This window comes from Acinetobacter sp. SFA, from assembly GCF_001647535.1.
Taxonomy (GTDB): Bacteria; Pseudomonadota; Gammaproteobacteria; order Pseudomonadales; family Moraxellaceae; genus Acinetobacter; species Acinetobacter pecorum.
The window spans coordinates 18,510-34,414 of the sequence record NZ_LSZI01000018.1; the positions used below are offsets into that span (position 1 = coordinate 18,510).

A 15,905-nucleotide genomic window follows, 5' to 3' on the forward strand; every position below is an offset into this window, starting at 1 on the left:
CCATTCCCTCAGCTGTTATTATTTTGCTGCATAAAAAAGAGGACTTAGTCCTCCTCTTGCATATGCATCAGATGTTGCCTGATGCCGTCTGCCCGTAGAAAAGCCAGGTCATAGCTGGCGGTAGCCAAGGCCAAAATACGGCGTTCGAACTCATCCCAAAGTGGGCGCACCTGCTTATAATGAATACCCAATCCACTATCGTCAGTAAAATGCCGGTTTTTCTCACACAGCTTTAACGCGTGATACAGCTTGCGCCCTTTGGAAGCATCATTACGCAAACGTACCCGTTTTGAGAGCACAAAAGCCTGTACCCTGGCAAGATCGGCATGCGGCAACAGTGGTACCAGAATCTGGTCCAGTTGCGCATCCAGACGCTGCCACACGGCACGATGCTGCTCGGCACTATACGTATTCCAGTGAATTACTTCATGATTAAAACGGCGGCAACCACGACATACCGCATCACCAAATACGGTCGAGCAACGCCCTGCACATGGGGTTAATGACGCAATACGACGATCTGAACTCAAAACATACTCCAAAGATACTGCAACTTTCAGTATCTGCATTACTGCACAAAATCCTGGGTCGGGCATGACTATACACGCTCTCCTCCCTGAATTGAAGACTGTTAAAAGCCTCGTGTTTTACTCGCTTATTCACTCGAATCAAGCTAAAATGTGCGCCTTTCAAATATCATGCTACGTTGGAGTATTCCATGAACGCTACTGTAGAACAGCTTGCACCTGTAGAACAGCAAGCGACGACTGGTTGGGTTGTTGCCGCACTTTATCAATTCAAAGAAGTTCAAGATCCTGCCGATCTTCAGCAACGTCTTTTGGACCTGGTAAAATCCATCAACCTTTGCGGTACTCTAATTGTGGCAGGTGAAGGCATCAACGGTACAGTTGCAGGTGACCGTGCATCGATTGATCAAATTCACCAGTTCCTTCTAAATGAAGGTTTTAACGAAATGGAATACAAAGAATCTGACAGTTCTGAAAAGCCATTCCGTAAAATGAAAATTAAATTAAAAAAAGAAATCGTGACTTTGGGTGTGGAAGTGAAACCGCGTGATTTAGTCGGCCACTATCTTGATCCGAAAGAATGGAATGAGCTGATTGCACGTGATGACGTGATTCTAGTTGATACCCGTAACGATTACGAATACAAGGCAGGGACTTTCAAAGGTGCGATTGATCCGAAAACTGAAAGCTTCCGCGAATTCCCTGAATATGTGAAAAATAATCTGGAACAGCACAAAGACAAGAAAATTGCCATGTTCTGTACTGGTGGTATTCGTTGTGAAAAATCTACTTCACTTCTACTGCAAGAAGGCTTTACAGAAGTGTATCACCTGAAAGGTGGCATTCTAAAATACCTGGAAGAAACCCCGGCTGAAGAAAGCATGTGGGAAGGTGAATGCTTCGTTTTTGACGGGCGTACTGCTGTAACACATGGTGTTGAAGAAGGTCAAAATACCAAATGTCATGCTTGTGGCTGGCCTTTACTTCCAGAAGAAGTGGCCTTACCAAGTTATGAACATGGCGTCTCTTGTGTGTACTGTATTGATAAGACCACAGAGAAACAAAAAGAGAGTTTCCGTATGCGTCAGTCACAAATTTTAGCGGCGAAACGTAAACGTCTTTAATTCTATCTTTTGTAATAAAATCATATAAAAACCCTCTTCGGAGGGTTTTTTGTTTACATAAAAATTACAACTGTAATAAAACTCTTACCAATCCTTTACCAAGAACCTCATTTTTTTTCAAACAAGATTGTTAGTCTAATGATACGGTGATTTACATGCTAAGTCTTTCATTATTAACTGAAATTTTTAAATGAAAAGGAATATAAAATGCCAGGCTCACTTGCTCAAGATTCAGAAAATATGGTTCATTTCCAACCTCAAGAAAATATAAAGCTGCAACGACTTCATCAAATTACTGAGGAGCTTGAACATCAGTCACATTTATTTGTCGTTATTCTGGGAACGGTTATTGGCGCGATTTTGGCGCTGTTCATTGGTTACCATATCAATACCGGTATCATACATTTTATCCTGCTGAGTATTTTGCCGGTGTGCTTGGCCTATTTCTTACGTAAAGTTTATATTTATACGCTGACGCATAGCTGATTCTGTCTGAGCATTTATATTCCAAGACTTTACCGCACCAAAAATACTGCTTAGGATACAGGCAGTATTTTTTATTTTGCCAATCATATGAATCTGACCGAATGGATTATTTCCATCATGGAGCAACTGGGCTACTGGGGCATCGCCCTGCTCATGTTCCTGGACAATGTCTTCCCGCCCATCCCGTCTGAAATCATTATGCCTTCTGCGGGCTATTCAGCCTCTCAAGGTGAGCTGGTACTGGTTGGAGTAATCATAGCTGGCTGTATCGGCTCCTTACTAGCAGCTGCTTTGCTGTACTGGATTGGCTATAAATTCAACCATGACTCTATTTTTAAATTTGTCGATCGTTATGGCAAATATTTATTTATTAAATCAGAAGATGTAAAAAAATCATTGAGTTGGTTTGAGCAGTACGGTCACCGGATTGTGTTTTTTGGCCGCATGATTCCTGCTGTTCGCTCCTTGATCAGCATTCCTGCAGGTATGAGTCATATGCCTTTCTGGAAATTCATGTTCTATAGCGCACTTGGAACCATCATCTGGACCACATTTCTGGCCTGTGTCGGGTTTTATTTTGGCGAAAACCAGCAGTTGATGCATCAGATTTTCAGTAAAGTCAGTTATGTGATTATTGCGATTGTTATCGTAATTATTGCCTGGGCTTTCTATCGTAGACAGCAGCGTAAAAATCGTCCATCCTGAATAGACCTCAGCATAAGGAGGTCAAAACGATGTCGCATTATCTGAAATATTTTGCCACCGTTTATCTGATCTTGGTTCTATTGGTGGGCCTATTCGTCTATTTATTTGGTCTGGGCGCTATTCTCCTGATTCCTGCCCTGATTGCTTCTGCCTTTCTCAGTGCCCGGTACTTCGTTAAACACCAACACCGCTTACCAACCCAGGAGGAGAAAAAACCACTCATCTGGGGTTCTACGATTATTGCCATGACCTTTGAGTTTATATTTTTATTTGTGCTGATCTGGATGTCCCCTCAGACAGATGAAATTTATAGAACCATCGCCTATACAGGAAGAGGACCTAACTCATTTCTGGTGGCTGCCAGCATTGCCTTACATACCTTGCTGTTCCATATCGCCTACAATGGTTATGCCCGCTATAGTCTGTCCAAACGCGCAGGTCTGGAGAAAAACCGGGATTGAATATCTTTACCCATGTAAAAGTCCAAAGCTAAAAAAAGCACCGTACGGTGCTTTTTTTATGAATTATTCTGGCGTGTGGTACATCAGATACAATTCATTCAGGTTTTCTGGAATTTCTTCTGCAAGCTCATCCATTAACTGGCCGTTGCGACGGAAAGTTTCCATTTGTGGATCTTCATCATCGATGCCGCTGAAGACCATGATTGGCAAAGTTAAATCAACCAGTTGTTCTTCAAACTCTTCAGTAAACCAAGCCTCTTCGTTCAGGAACATGGCATCTACAAAGCCCACGCTCCAGTCACCCAAGCTTGATTCGGTATCTGCTTCTTCAATTTCAAACGGGAATGTAATCCCTTCTTCATTGGCTAAGCTTTGACGAATAGACTCTAACCATGCTTTCACCTGACTGATGATTTCTGCAGGCACTTTCTTTTGATTGTTATCAAAAAGTTCGTCTAACCATTTGTCAAATTTTGGGCCTACTGCAATAGCACATAAGAAACCATGGGTTGCTGCGAAATCTAGACCGTGTTCATTCTGGTCACCATCTAGATACTCACTCAACAGGTCTAAATCTAAAGCACTCATCTAACATCCAAACTTAGAAAACCGAAAGGTTTAGCATAGCATTTATTCAGGCGATGCTAAATCCGAATTCGTTAATCTTCGTCATCAAAGTCATCGTCATCGTCGAAGTCGTAGTCAAAATCTTTGAGTTCGCGTTCCAAGCGACGCTGTGAAAGTAAATCATCAATCAGACGACGTTTTTCCAACGACTCTTTGGCACTCAGCTTACTGGAAGCCTCATCGAAATTAACATCATCCTCACCGAAGTTATCATCTAGTTCAAAATCTGTAGAAGACACTAAAACTTCCTCATAGTGAAAAATGTAAATGGTTTTAGCGCTATTTATCTTGCCTATAATCACAAGTCAAGTTTTATTTAAATTTTCCTATGTTAAAATTGTAAATAGGGCTTTTTTTCTAGCTCCATTGTGTGGCATGATATAATCCACCCTGCGTCCTTATGTTTTTTGACTACACATTTTTTTGGTCAAATATACATATGCATGGGTTGGACTTGAAAATAACAAATTCATCCCCACCTTAAATTACTGAATTTCATTTTAAATATTTTATCAGTGAGCTTTAATGCTAATTACCCTGATGAAATAAGTAGGCTATTCACTAAATTTAATGAGCTTAAATCGTGCATACATAATTGTACGATTTTTTTACTATCACAGATTCAACGAAGAGTAAGCAAAAGATGAGCGATATGACTTCCCCTACTTCTCAAGTAGCGGCTCTGATTAGCCGAGGCAAAGAACAAGGTTACTTAACCTTCGCTGAGGTTAACGATCATCTGCCGGACTCCATCACAGAAAGCGAGCAGATTGAAGACATTATTCAGATGCTGAATGATGTGGGTATTCCTGTACATGATCGCGCGCCTGAATCTGATGATACGATGTTCGAGGACACTGCAGAAGCTGCCGATGAAGTTGCGGAGGAAGAAGCTGCAGCAGTACTTGCATCTGTAGAAAATGAGCCAGGTCGTACAACTGACCCAGTGCGTATGTATATGCGTGAAATGGGTACCGTAGAGCTTTTAACACGTGAAGGCGAAATTAGCATTGCAAAACGCATCGAAGAAGGTATTCGTGATGTTTTGCATTCAATTGCTTACTGGCCAAATGCGGTTGAAGTAGTACTGCAAGAATACAAAGATTATGAAGCGGGTGAACGCCGTCTTGCTGACCTTTTATCCGGTTATTTAGATCCCGAGTCAGATGAAGAAATTCCTGAAGTTCTAGAAGAAGAAGCCGTTATTGCTGATGAGACTGACTCGACCAAATCGACCAAAGACGTAAAACTGGACGATGATGAAGAGGAAGAAGAAGCTGAGTCAGATGACGAATCAGAAGCAGATTCTGGACCAGATCCTGAAATTGCCAAAGCGCGTTTCACTGAACTCGAAAATGCGTGGCTGAATACCAAATCAGCCATTGAAAAATATGGTCGTGACAGCAAACAGGCTGAAGAAGCCTTGCAGGCCCTTGCCACCGTATTTATGATGTTCAAATTCACTCCGCGTCTATTTGATATCATTTCTGAAATGATTCGTGGCACGCATGACCAGATTCGTGGTGCAGAACGTGAAGTGATGCGTTATGCGGTACGCCGTGGCCGCATGGACCGTACCCAGTTCCGTACCAGCTTCCCTGGTCAGGAATCGAATCCGGCCTGGTTAGACGAACAGATCGCGAAAACACCAGCAGACCAGAGAGCCTATCTGGAAAAAGTACGTCCAGACGTATTGGCCTTTCAGCAAAAGATTGCCGATATCGAGAAAGAGCTAGGTCTTGATGTGAAAGGCATTAAAGACATTGCCAAACGCATGGCTGTGGGGGAAGCAAAAGCACGTCGTGCCAAGAAGGAAATGGTTGAAGCAAACTTGCGTCTGGTAATTTCGATTGCCAAGAAATACACCAACCGTGGTTTGCAGTTCCTGGATCTGATTCAGGAAGGTAACATCGGTCTGATGAAAGCGGTAGACAAGTTTGAATACCGTCGTGGTTATAAGTTCTCGACCTATGCCACTTGGTGGATTCGTCAGGCAATTACCCGTTCGATTGCGGATCAGGCACGTACCATTCGTATTCCGGTCCATATGATCGAAACGATTAACAAGATCAACCGTGTATCTCGTCAGCTTCTACAGGAAATGGGACGTGAACCGACTCCTGAAGAACTGGGTGAACGTCTGGAAATGGACGAGGTCAAAGTACGTAAAGTTCTGAAGATTGCGAAAGAACCAATTTCGATGGAAACCCCAATCGGTGATGATGAAGATTCGCATCTGGGTGACTTCATTGAAGACAGCAATATCACTTCACCGATTGATGCGGCAACATCTGAAGGCCTGAAAGAAGCAACACGTGAAGTTCTGGAAAACCTCACTGAACGTGAAGCCAAAGTCCTGAAAATGCGTTTTGGTATCGACATGCCGACCGACCATACTTTGGAAGAGGTAGGTAAACAGTTTGACGTGACACGTGAACGTATTCGTCAGATTGAAGCGAAGGCGTTACGCAAGCTTCGTCATCCATCGCGTTCTGAACACTTACGTTCATTCCTTGAGAATGATTAAGATTTGATACGTGATGTGGAGACTTGAAATTTAATCATCAGTCTCCATTTTAAGTAGCTAAGACAGACCCAAACGCCTGCATCATTGCAGGCGTTTCAAATCAGGGGGACTACCATGTTAGACCGTACACCATCTCGCGAACTTCAAGAACATCTTTGGGTGTTCCCAATGGACTATCCAATTAAATTAATTGGTTTGGCTGGCGAAGAACTCCATCAGGCCGTGAATGATATTTTTGTAAAGCATTTTCCTGACTTTGATGGCAGCCAAATGACTGTAACGCCTTCACGTACTGGTAAATATCATTCGATCACTGCCCAGCTGCGCTTCCTGGAACTAGAACAGGTTCATGCAGTATATGCTGACTTGGCAGCATGTCCGTTGATTAAAACAGCACTTTAATCAAAAACACAAAAGACACGCTTCCGGGCGTGTTTATTTATGCCCATTCAAAGCTGAGCTATGGCTTAAATATTGTTGATCTCACCCCTATTTCATGCCGAAATCATTATAATTATTGGCAGTATTTTTCATTATCAAGGACCCTCCCTGTGACTGATGCGCTGCAAAAGCCCGAGCTGATCATTCGTCAATATCATGATCTTACCCTGTATGAAGATCGTTTTCTGGAAATGAAAGCATTTACGGAAACGCGTGACGAAAATAGCCCTGATCAATTGTGGATTCTGCAACATCATGATGTCCTTACCCAGGGTCAGGCAGGTAAACCAGAACATATTCTAATACCTAGCAGTATTCCGGTAATTCAGACCGATCGTGGTGGTCAGGTCACTTGGCATGGTCCAGGCCAGTTGGTGGCTTATTTCATGTTTGACCTGAATCGCCTGGGCTGGAATGTGCGCACACTAGTGTCTTATGCTGAAAACCTGATGATTGATCTACTAAAAAAATATGGCATCGATGCCTATGCCAAACCAGATGCACCCGGGGTATATGTGGCTGAGCGCAAAATAGGTTCTCTCGGTTTTAAAATTCGTAAAGGCCGCAGTTATCATGGTCTTTCCTTGAATCTGGATTGTGACCTGAGCGGATTCAATACCATTAATCCTTGTGGATATGCAGGACTAGAAATGGTACGCATGAGTGACCTCCTAGACCAGCCGCCCCAATTCAATCAGTTGTGCACTGAAATTATTGAAACTTTGCACCACAGCGGTTACTTTAATCAGGTAACTGTCGAGCAAAGATAAAGCCTTTGCATTTCACCCTTAAATAAATTAGAGTATTTACTCTAAACCAATAATATTGAGATAGGGATCATCACGTGATTGCAACTAAATCCGTAAAACCCGCTTTGCAGCTTGCCTATGTCAAACTCATGATGGATGTGATTGGCCGAGGTCTGGTCATGGCAAGTCAGGTGGATGAAGAAATAAAACAGGAAGTGTCTAATTTTCCAGTGAATTTTAGTCTTTCCATGAAAGTTTTTCCGCACGGCCCGGCCTTTGTGGCGCGGGTCACTCAGGATAAACAACTGGAACTGGTGAAAAATCTGGAAAAAGCGCCCGATCTGACCATTACCTTTAAGCACCTGCACCATGCCTTTTTAGTATTTTCTTTTCAGGAAAGTACCTCTCAAGCTTTTGCCAATGACCGCATGATTGCTGATGGCGATATTTCCAATGCCATTCGTCTGGTTCGCTGCCTGAATAAAATGGAAGCCCTGATTTTGCCGAAAATGGTGGCTCAACTGGCTGTTAAAGAATATCCAAACAATCTGAGCCTAAAAGAAAAACTAAGTGAAGCGAGCAGCATTTATCTGAAAATCGCTCAATCCTATTTGAAACGGAGTGTATAACATGGCTAAACCTTATTATGAATTTTTCTGTCCGGTCAAAATAATTGCCGGCCATGCCGCGTTAGAACATATTCCGTTTGAACTTGCAACCTTGGGAGCAAAACGTCCGCTGATCATTACTGATAAAGGTGTGCGCGCCAACAATCTGCTGGCACCGATTGAAGCTGCATTTGAAATGGCAGATGCTGCAATTGTCGCCATTTTTGATGATGTACCACCCGACTCCAGTTTGGGTACAGTTCGCAGTGCGGCAAAGCTATACCGTGAAAATTACTGTGATGCGATCATTGCCGTGGGCGGTGGTTCAGTTATTGACACCTCCAAAGCGACCAATATTCTGGTCTCTGAAGGGGGTGATGATCTGCTGAAATACTCAGGTGCACATAACCTGCCCAAACCGCTGAAACCGTTCTTTGTAATTCCAACCACTTCAGGTACAGGTTCAGAAGTGACCATGGTCGCTGTCGTGTCGGATACTGAAAAGAATGTCAAAATGCCGTTCGCTTCTTATTATCTGATGCCGCATGCCGCGATTCTAGATCCACGCATGACCCAGACCTTGCCGCCGCATTTAACTGCCATGACTGCGATGGACGCCATGACCCATGCAGTCGAAGCTTATACTTGTATGGCAGCCAATCCGATTTCGGATGCCTATGCGACCGCTGCCGTCAAGAAGATCAGCACCCACCTATTTAATGTATTGGACAATCCTACCGATGCACAAGGCCGTCTGGAACTGGCTCAGGCATCGACCATGGCGGGCATTGCATTTTCCAACTCAATGGTGGGCATTGTACATTCTCTCGGTCACTCATTAGGTGCAGTGGCTCACTTGCCGCATGGTTTATGCATGAACCTATTCCTGCCTTATGTGCTGGAATACAACAAAGATGTCAATGGTGACAAAATTGCAGATCTACTCTTACCTTTGGCTGGTGCAGATATTTATGCACAAACACCGGCGCATCTACGTGCTGACAAAACCATTGCAACGATTATGACCATGCGTGACCGGATTTACAGTCTGACCAAATTACCACGTACATTACGTGAAACCGGTAAGATTTCTGAAGCCCAGCTCGATGAAGTTGCTGAAAAAGCACTAAATGATGGTTCCATCATTTACAACCCGAAAGAAGCCAACTTGGAAGATTTAAAATCAATCTTAAAAAAGGCTTGGTAATTACTGAAAAATAAGCCAATATAGCAAAAATTTAAAGCCTGATGTTTTTTTAGACATCGGGCTTTTATCTTGCAGGAAATAGCCGTTTTTTGCTACGAATGGCACACTTCGTGCAAATCTAAATTTAAAAAATAGCTAGCAAAAGCCGTAATTTTAAAGTAGATTGGCGCGCTTTTATAGAAAATTGTAGGGGGGATCGTTCGTCTCAAACGATCCTTATTAAATATGACTGATCCTTGATCAACGATTAAGAGGATAACGCCGTTGACAAATTTCTCTGGGACTCAATCGGCAGCTAAACTGCAAAAAACGCTAGGACTCTGGCACATCATTATTATTGGTTTAGCTTACATTCAACCCATGACCTTATTTGATACCTTTGGTTTGGTATCTGAAGAAAGTCATTTGCATGTTCCTACTTCTTACATCATTGCCCTCATTGCAATTTTGTTTACATCGATCAGCTATGGTCACATGATTCGTCGCTATCCTTCTTCGGGTTCGGCCTATACCTATGCGCAAAAATCGATTCACCCGAATATTGGCTTTATGGTGGGATGGTCTTCATGGCTTGATTATCTGTTATCACCAATGGTCAACATTATCTTGGCGGTGATCTATCTTGAGGCTTTGTTCCCGGATGTCAACCACTGGGTCTGGGTCGTCGTATTGACTGCCTTCATGACCGGGGTAAACTTGCGCGGTGCACGCTTCGTGGCCAACTTTAACAGTCTGATCGTACTGGTACAGTTACTGGTTATCGGCATCTTTACCTGGATGGTGTTTACCAAACTGCAGGCAGGCTTCAATGCCGATGGTCCGATCACGGCTGAACAGCGTTACCAGCTTTGGAGTCTCGAGCCTTTCTGGAATGAACTGACATCAGTCGGTGCACTGATTACCGGTGCAACTTTACTATGCTTCTCATTCACTGGTTTTGACTCTTTAAGTTCTCTGGCAGAAGAAACCAAAGACACTGAAAAAACTTTGCCTAAAGCAATTTTCCTGACTGCTTTAATCGCCGGGATTATTTTCATTATTAGCACGTATTTCATGCAGCTGTACTTCCCTTCTAATCCAGGTTCTTATTTTAAGAATATTGCTGAAACTCAGCCAGAAATCCTATTACTCGTAGGCGGTTCATTGTTCCAGTCTTATGTTCTGACTTTTGCAATCATTACAGTAATGGCATCAGGGATCTCAGCACATGCAGGTGTATCTCGTCTGATGTATGTAATGGGTCGTGATGGCGTGATCAATAAGAAGATCTTTGGTCATATTAGCCCGAAAAGCTACACGCCAAACTACAATATTCTGATTGTCGGTGCTGTGGCCTTAACGGCAGGCTTCATGGATCTGGATATCGTCATTTCAATGATCAGCTTCGGTGCCTTGACAGCGTTTACTTTCGTTAACCTGTCGGTGATTTCACGTTATGCACTGCGAGATGGCCGCACTAAAACTGCGAAAGACATTTTCAGCTTCGTGGTCATTCCAATGCTTGGTTTTTTCAGTATCTTTGCAATGTGGCTGGAAATTGAAGAAACTGCGCTGAAATACGGTTTATGGTGGGCGATGTTCGGTATTCTGTACTTGGGCTACAAAACCAAGGGCTTTAAGCACCCTGCTCCACAACATAACGAATTTGAATAATCGGTATTGTTCATCCTTAAAAAAGGCGCTTCATGCGCCTTTTTTATTTTTTTGCTTTTTTCAAGCTGACTAATTTAGAAGGCAATCAAAACCCATTTGAGTATCGACCCGATTATTTTTGTAGCCCAGTTTTTCAATAAACAGGCGACGGTTAGACAACATCTTCTGCTCTTCCGGAGCTAAACGGGCTTTATTCTGGACAGCCAGTTGATACATTTCATCCACAACACCCTGGAAGATATCACAAACTTCTTGGCGCTTGGCCTGTTTTAGTTTACGTCCCTGCCAGGTCCATTGAAAATCATCTGCATCCAGGCTCTGTCCCCATTTTTCAATACGGGCATCCAGGCGTTTCTGCATGTCGCGAAGGCTCTGCTGGATTTCCGCTTGAGTAATAGGCCGATTTTCAGTTGTCAGGGTTGCAGCACTACCGTCTTCCGCACTCACAGAAGCAGCAATGATGCTAAAGCAACATGTGATGACAAGTTTTACTAGAGGCTTCAAGGCAGTACCTTTTGCTATATTTGATGACGTTTCAAACCTAAGCATACAATGAAGTGCAAAACCTTTTATCTATTTGTTACACAAAATAAAAAAGCCACCCGAAGGTGGCTTTTTAAATTATTGTAGATTTCAGTTAAAGCGCTTTAAAACCCTGTTGACGCCAAGCCTCATACACAATCACTGCAGTCGCATTTGAAAGGTTCAGACTGCGCGAGTTCTCTGCCATGGGTAAACGAATCCATTGCTTTTGCGGGAACAGCATACGCACCTGCTCCGGTAGGCCACGAGTTTCCGGCCCCATTAACAAGGCCACAGGACGGTTTAAGTCCGAGGTATGTGGCGTTGCAGAACCTTTAGTAGTGAGTGGATAGACTGCATCCGGACCAATGCCTTTACTTGCCAGATCAGCCAGACAGTCTTCGATATTTTCCCAAATCTGCATATTGGCATATTCGTGATAATCAAGGCCGGCACGTTTCAGCTTTTTGTCATCCAGTTCAAAACCCAGCGGCTTGACCAGATGCAACTGCGCTCCGGTATTGGCACACAGACGAATGATATTGCCTGTATTTGCAGGAATTTCAGGCTCATATAAAACAACGTGGATCACAGAATTTCTCTACTTGGGTTTAAGTGACAGCTTATTGCCACTTTAATTGTTCACGCAAACGCACAACTTCACCAATAATGGTCAAAGTCGGAGCTTGAATCTGATGTTCGGCCACCTTGGATGCAATGTCCGTCAGGGTGCCCACTACGACTTTTTGCTCAGGGGTCGTACCTTTAGAAATTAGCGCTACCGGCATATCGGTGCGTTGACCATGAGCAATCAACTGCGCACAGATTTTTTCCAGTCCCACCAAGCCCATATACAGCACCAAGGTCTGGTTTTCATAGACCAGTTCACTCCAAGGCAGTTCAGGCGAACCTTCTTTTAAGTGACCGGTCAGGAAACGTACACTTTGTGCATAATCACGATGGGTCAAGGGAATACCGGCATAGGCTGAACAGCCTGAAGCTGCAGTAATCCCTGGAACCACCTGAAAAGTAATGCCTGCAGCGAACAGTTCTTCAATCTCTTCACCACCACGCCCGAAGATAAAGGGATCACCACCTTTCAGACGACAAACCCGCTTTCCTTCACTGGCATATTTGACCAACAAGGCATTAATTCCATCCTGCGGCACCGCATGGTTGGAACGCGCCTTACCGACATAGATCTTTTCCGCATCACGACGACATAGATCCATGATGGGTGCTGAAACCAGACGGTCGTAAATCACCACATCGGCTTGCTGCATCAAACGTAAGGCTTTTAATGTCAGCAGTTCTGGATCACCAGGACCGGCGCCCACCAGATAGACTTCACCTTTCGGCTGTTGCCATTCTTGTAATGCTTGCTCGATCAGGCGATCTGCTTCTGCAATATTGTCGTTAAACACCTGTTCTTTTAGCGGACTGGCATATAAGTCTTCCCAAAAAATACGGCGTTCATCCGGATTGATTATTTTAGCCTTAACCGCACTGCGCCATTTTCCTGAAAACTCGGCTAGCTTGCCCATTTCATGCGGAATAGTGGTTTCCAGTTGAGTACGAATCTGCCGCGACAACACGGGCGACGTACCATTCGATGCGACTGAAATTACCAAAGGTGAACGGTCAATAATCGCTGGCACCATAAACCGGCAATGCGGTGGATCATCGACGCTATTGACTAGGACATTTTCCGCTTCACACAGTTCAAAGACCTGACGATTGGTCTCGGCATCATCAGTCGCCGCAATCACCAGTCGATATTGGCGTAATGCAACTTCAGGATAAAAAGCTGCCTGCACATAGTGTCCTTGGCTATTTTGCACAATTCGCAGCAGACTCTCTTCGATTTCAGGTGCAATCACATGAATGATCGCACCTGCTTTTTGAAGTAAAAGTGCTTTACGGTATGCAATATGCCCACCACCGACAATCAGACAAGGTTGCTGCTGCAACTTTAACGAGATTGGAAAAATATCCACGAACTACCTCAAAATTTTAAATCTGACTGTCTATGCAATTTTCATGCACATTTATAGGGATGCAAAGATCGACAATTAGTCGATATAAGTCGCACCACCCATATATGGACGTAATACTTCAGGAATCTCAATCGAGCCATCGGCGCGCTGATAGTTTTCCATCACTGCAAGTAAAGTACGACCCACGGCCAGACCTGAACCATTCAAGGTATGCACAAATTCAGTTTTCTTCTGGTCAGCACGGTAACGCGCTTTCATGCGACGCGCCTGGAAGTCCCCCATGTTTGAGCATGAAGAAATTTCACGATAGGTACTTTGGCTTGGTACCCAAACTTCCAGGTCATAAGTCTTGGTCGCGCCAAAGCCCATATCGCCACCACACAGGATGATCTTACGGTATGGAAGACCTAATGCCTGCAAAATACCTTCTGCATGACCAGTTAATTCTTCTAGTGCCTGCATCGAGGTTTCAGGTTTTACAATCTGAACCATTTCCACTTTGTCAAATTGATGCTGACGGATTAAACCACGCGTATCACGACCATATGAACCAGCTTCACTGCGGAAACATGGCGTATGCGCCGCATATTTCAGTGGCAGACGGTCTGCATCAATAATTTCATCACGCACAAAATTCGTTACTGGCACTTCAGCAGTCGGAATCAGATAAAATTCTTTTTCGCCCTGTAATTTAAACAGATCTTCTTCAAATTTCGGCAGCTGACCAGTCCCACGCAATGAATCTGCATTCACCAGATAAGGCACATAGGCTTCGGTATAGCCATTTTGGTCTGTGTGTGTATTCAGCATGAACTGGGTAAGAGCACGCTGTAAACGTGCCAATGGACCTTTCAGTACGCTAAAACGTGAACCGGTCAATTTGGTAGCGGTTTCAAATTCCAGACCGCCCATCATTTCGCCAAGATCAGTATGGTCTTTGATTTCGAAATCAAATTCACGTGGCGTACCCCATTTCAGGATTTCCACGTTATCGCTTTCATCTTTACCTGCCGGTACAGATTCGTCTGGCAAGTTTGGAATAGACAATGATTTTTCTTCAAGCTCAGCTTGCAGTTCAGCCAGTGCAGCTTCAGCAGCTTTGATTTCATCACCAATCGCTGACATACGTGCCATGATTTCAGATGCATCACCGCCGGCTTTTTTAATTTGACCAACTTGTTTCGCACCCGCATTACGCTCAGCTTGTAGCGATTCAGTTTTGGATTGAATTTCTTTGCGGCGAGCTTCAAGTGCAGCCCACTCTTCGACATTCAGTTGAACACCACGTTTTGCCAAGGCTAAATTTACAGCCTCAATATTATTTCTGAGTAATTTCGGGTCGATCATAGCCAATCTTTTGTTAAGAAAAAAACTGGCTATAGTGTAAGCTCTTAACGTCAAAAAATACAGCGACCAGAACCCAAGCTTCGCCCTATTAGCACAATATTTAGGAAGTTGTCTGCTGCAAAATGGCCCAATATTCTGGCCGAATCACTTTTTTTAAATCTGCATAGGGTACTTTTAATTCAGGCATGCCTGCAGCTGTCGGAGCCAACTCACCCGCCGGATACACTATTACCAGACCAGAGCTGTCAAAATAATAGTTATCACTCAGCTTTAACTGTTGCCGTTGAATCCCTTGTTTATTCAACCATGGGGCATTGGCACGATACATCACCTCAAGCAGTTTCTGTTCGCTGCCATTGAACAAAAATTGATGTAAAGCCAGACGTTTTTTCTGCTGTAAATCAAAATTGATATATTCAGTATGAGTCATCGGTTGAGCATGATTCCGAGGTAAATTGGAACTTTTTAAGGTAAAAGTGGCCAGATGAGCGCGCTGAGCCATAAATTCCACCTTGATCGACCGCTGATCCAGATAATGCGGTTCATGGGCTTTTTTAGGATTTTTCTGGATAACTTTAATGAATGCAACAGGTTCGGTATGCTGAATGCGCTCAACAAAATATTGATTAATCCAGTCAATATTGGTGTCTACCGTCTGCAAATCAAAGCGTATACACCCCTCTATTTCACACACCACTTTGGCCGCCCCCTTGAGTGGAACTGCTTCAGTTTCAATCTGCACATTCTGGTCTGTTTCAGGAATAGCAACTGAACTGGATTGAGGCTGACAACCCAGTATGCCCAGACCAATCAAGAACACTAGGTACACCCTGAAAATTTTAAACCGATTGATCTTCATACTGAGCTCCTAAAATTTTGCAATTTCATTGACTCGACTTTTATTTATTTTAAGATGCGCTGCCA

Annotated in this window: 18 protein-coding genes; 10 read left to right on the forward strand and 8 right to left on the reverse strand. The window is 43.7% G+C overall.

The features are described 5' to 3' along the window. Positions 1-44 precede the first annotated feature (44 nt). The gene (locus AY607_RS09940) at positions 45-530 is read right to left on the reverse strand and encodes a DUF1289 domain-containing protein (RefSeq protein ID WP_064102547.1); all 486 of its coding nucleotides are present in this window, start codon (positions 528-530) and stop codon (positions 45-47) included. A gap of 188 nt (positions 531-718) precedes the next feature. Here AY607_RS09940 and AY607_RS09945 point away from each other — a divergent pair, with 188 nt between their 5' ends. From AY607_RS09945 to AY607_RS09960, 4 genes are all read left to right on the forward strand, one after another. After that, positions 719-1,651, forward strand: a complete 933-nt coding sequence (locus AY607_RS09945) for a rhodanese-related sulfurtransferase (RefSeq protein WP_064102440.1) — start codon at positions 719-721, stop codon at positions 1,649-1,651. Between the two features lie 207 nt (positions 1,652-1,858). Continuing rightward, positions 1,859-2,137 (forward strand): hypothetical protein, encoded by a 279-nt coding sequence (locus AY607_RS09950; protein WP_064102441.1) that lies wholly within the window; start codon positions 1,859-1,861, stop codon positions 2,135-2,137. Positions 2,138-2,224: 87 nt separating this feature from the next. After that, the gene (locus tag AY607_RS09955) at positions 2,225-2,842 is read left to right on the forward strand and encodes a DedA family protein (protein ID WP_064102442.1); all 618 of its coding nucleotides are present in this window, start codon (positions 2,225-2,227) and stop codon (positions 2,840-2,842) included. A gap of 29 nt (positions 2,843-2,871) precedes the next feature. Next, positions 2,872-3,303, forward strand: coding sequence for an ABZJ_00895 family protein (locus AY607_RS09960; RefSeq protein ID WP_064102443.1), 432 nt, complete (start codon positions 2,872-2,874; stop codon positions 3,301-3,303). A gap of 63 nt (positions 3,304-3,366) precedes the next feature. Here AY607_RS09960 and AY607_RS09965 read toward each other — a convergent pair whose 3' ends face one another. Both AY607_RS09965 and AY607_RS09970 read right to left on the reverse strand, forming a co-directional pair. After that, a complete protein-coding gene (locus tag AY607_RS09965) occupies positions 3,367-3,891 on the reverse strand; it encodes a YecA family protein (protein ID WP_064096358.1) in 525 nt (174 codons plus the stop codon). Between the two features lie 71 nt (positions 3,892-3,962). After that, positions 3,963-4,169 carry a PA3496 family putative envelope integrity protein gene (locus AY607_RS09970; protein ID WP_064096359.1) on the reverse strand — a complete coding sequence of 69 codons (207 nt, stop codon included), beginning with the start codon at positions 4,167-4,169 and terminating at the stop codon, positions 3,963-3,965. Between the two features lie 374 nt (positions 4,170-4,543). On the opposite strand from AY607_RS09970, the gene rpoD reads away from it, so the two are divergent. The 6 genes from rpoD to AY607_RS10000 all read left to right on the forward strand — a co-directional run bounded on the left by rpoD (position 4,544) and on the right by AY607_RS10000 (position 11,115). Next, entirely contained in the window at positions 4,544-6,457 is a 1,914-nt protein-coding gene (gene rpoD / locus AY607_RS09975) for an RNA polymerase sigma factor RpoD (RefSeq protein ID WP_264753795.1), read from the forward strand. Between the two features lie 114 nt (positions 6,458-6,571). After that, positions 6,572-6,859: a YbeD family protein gene (locus AY607_RS09980; RefSeq protein WP_064096361.1), complete on the forward strand. Its 288-nt coding sequence runs from the start codon at positions 6,572-6,574 to the stop codon at positions 6,857-6,859. A 149-nt stretch (positions 6,860-7,008) separates the two neighbouring features. Then, positions 7,009-7,668, forward strand: a complete 660-nt coding sequence (gene lipB, locus AY607_RS09985) for a lipoyl(octanoyl) transferase LipB (RefSeq protein WP_064096362.1) — start codon at positions 7,009-7,011, stop codon at positions 7,666-7,668. A 74-nt stretch (positions 7,669-7,742) separates the two neighbouring features. Then, complete coding sequence (locus AY607_RS09990) at positions 7,743-8,276, forward strand: hypothetical protein (RefSeq protein WP_064102445.1); 534 nt, start codon at positions 7,743-7,745, stop codon at positions 8,274-8,276. A gap of 1 nt (position 8,277) precedes the next feature. Further along, positions 8,278-9,462 carry an iron-containing alcohol dehydrogenase gene (locus AY607_RS09995; protein WP_064096364.1) on the forward strand — a complete coding sequence of 395 codons (1,185 nt, stop codon included), beginning with the start codon at positions 8,278-8,280 and terminating at the stop codon, positions 9,460-9,462. Between the two features lie 264 nt (positions 9,463-9,726). Continuing rightward, on the forward strand, positions 9,727-11,115 hold the full coding sequence (locus AY607_RS10000; protein WP_064096365.1) for an APC family permease: 1,389 nt from the start codon (positions 9,727-9,729) through the stop codon (positions 11,113-11,115). Positions 11,116-11,184: 69 nt separating this feature from the next. Here the strand turns inward: AY607_RS10000 and AY607_RS10005 are convergent, their stop codons facing one another. The 5 genes from AY607_RS10005 to AY607_RS10025 form a co-directional block, all read right to left on the reverse strand. Next, positions 11,185-11,664: a hypothetical protein gene (locus AY607_RS10005; protein ID WP_064096366.1), complete on the reverse strand. Its 480-nt coding sequence runs from the start codon at positions 11,662-11,664 to the stop codon at positions 11,185-11,187. Between the two features lie 88 nt (positions 11,665-11,752). Beyond that, entirely contained in the window at positions 11,753-12,229 is a 477-nt protein-coding gene (locus AY607_RS10010; RefSeq protein ID WP_064096367.1) for a tRNA (cytidine(34)-2'-O)-methyltransferase, read from the reverse strand. A gap of 31 nt (positions 12,230-12,260) precedes the next feature. Further along, positions 12,261-13,634 (reverse strand): siroheme synthase CysG, encoded by a 1,374-nt coding sequence (cysG, locus tag AY607_RS10015; RefSeq protein WP_064096368.1) that lies wholly within the window; start codon positions 13,632-13,634, stop codon positions 12,261-12,263. Positions 13,635-13,709: 75 nt separating this feature from the next. Beyond that, a complete protein-coding gene (serS, locus tag AY607_RS10020) occupies positions 13,710-14,981 on the reverse strand; it encodes a serine--tRNA ligase (protein ID WP_064096369.1) in 1,272 nt (423 codons plus the stop codon). 100 nt (positions 14,982-15,081) lie between these two features. Further along, positions 15,082-15,840: an RsiV family protein gene (locus tag AY607_RS10025; protein ID WP_064102446.1), complete on the reverse strand. Its 759-nt coding sequence runs from the start codon at positions 15,838-15,840 to the stop codon at positions 15,082-15,084. Positions 15,841-15,905: the final 65 nt, after the last annotated feature.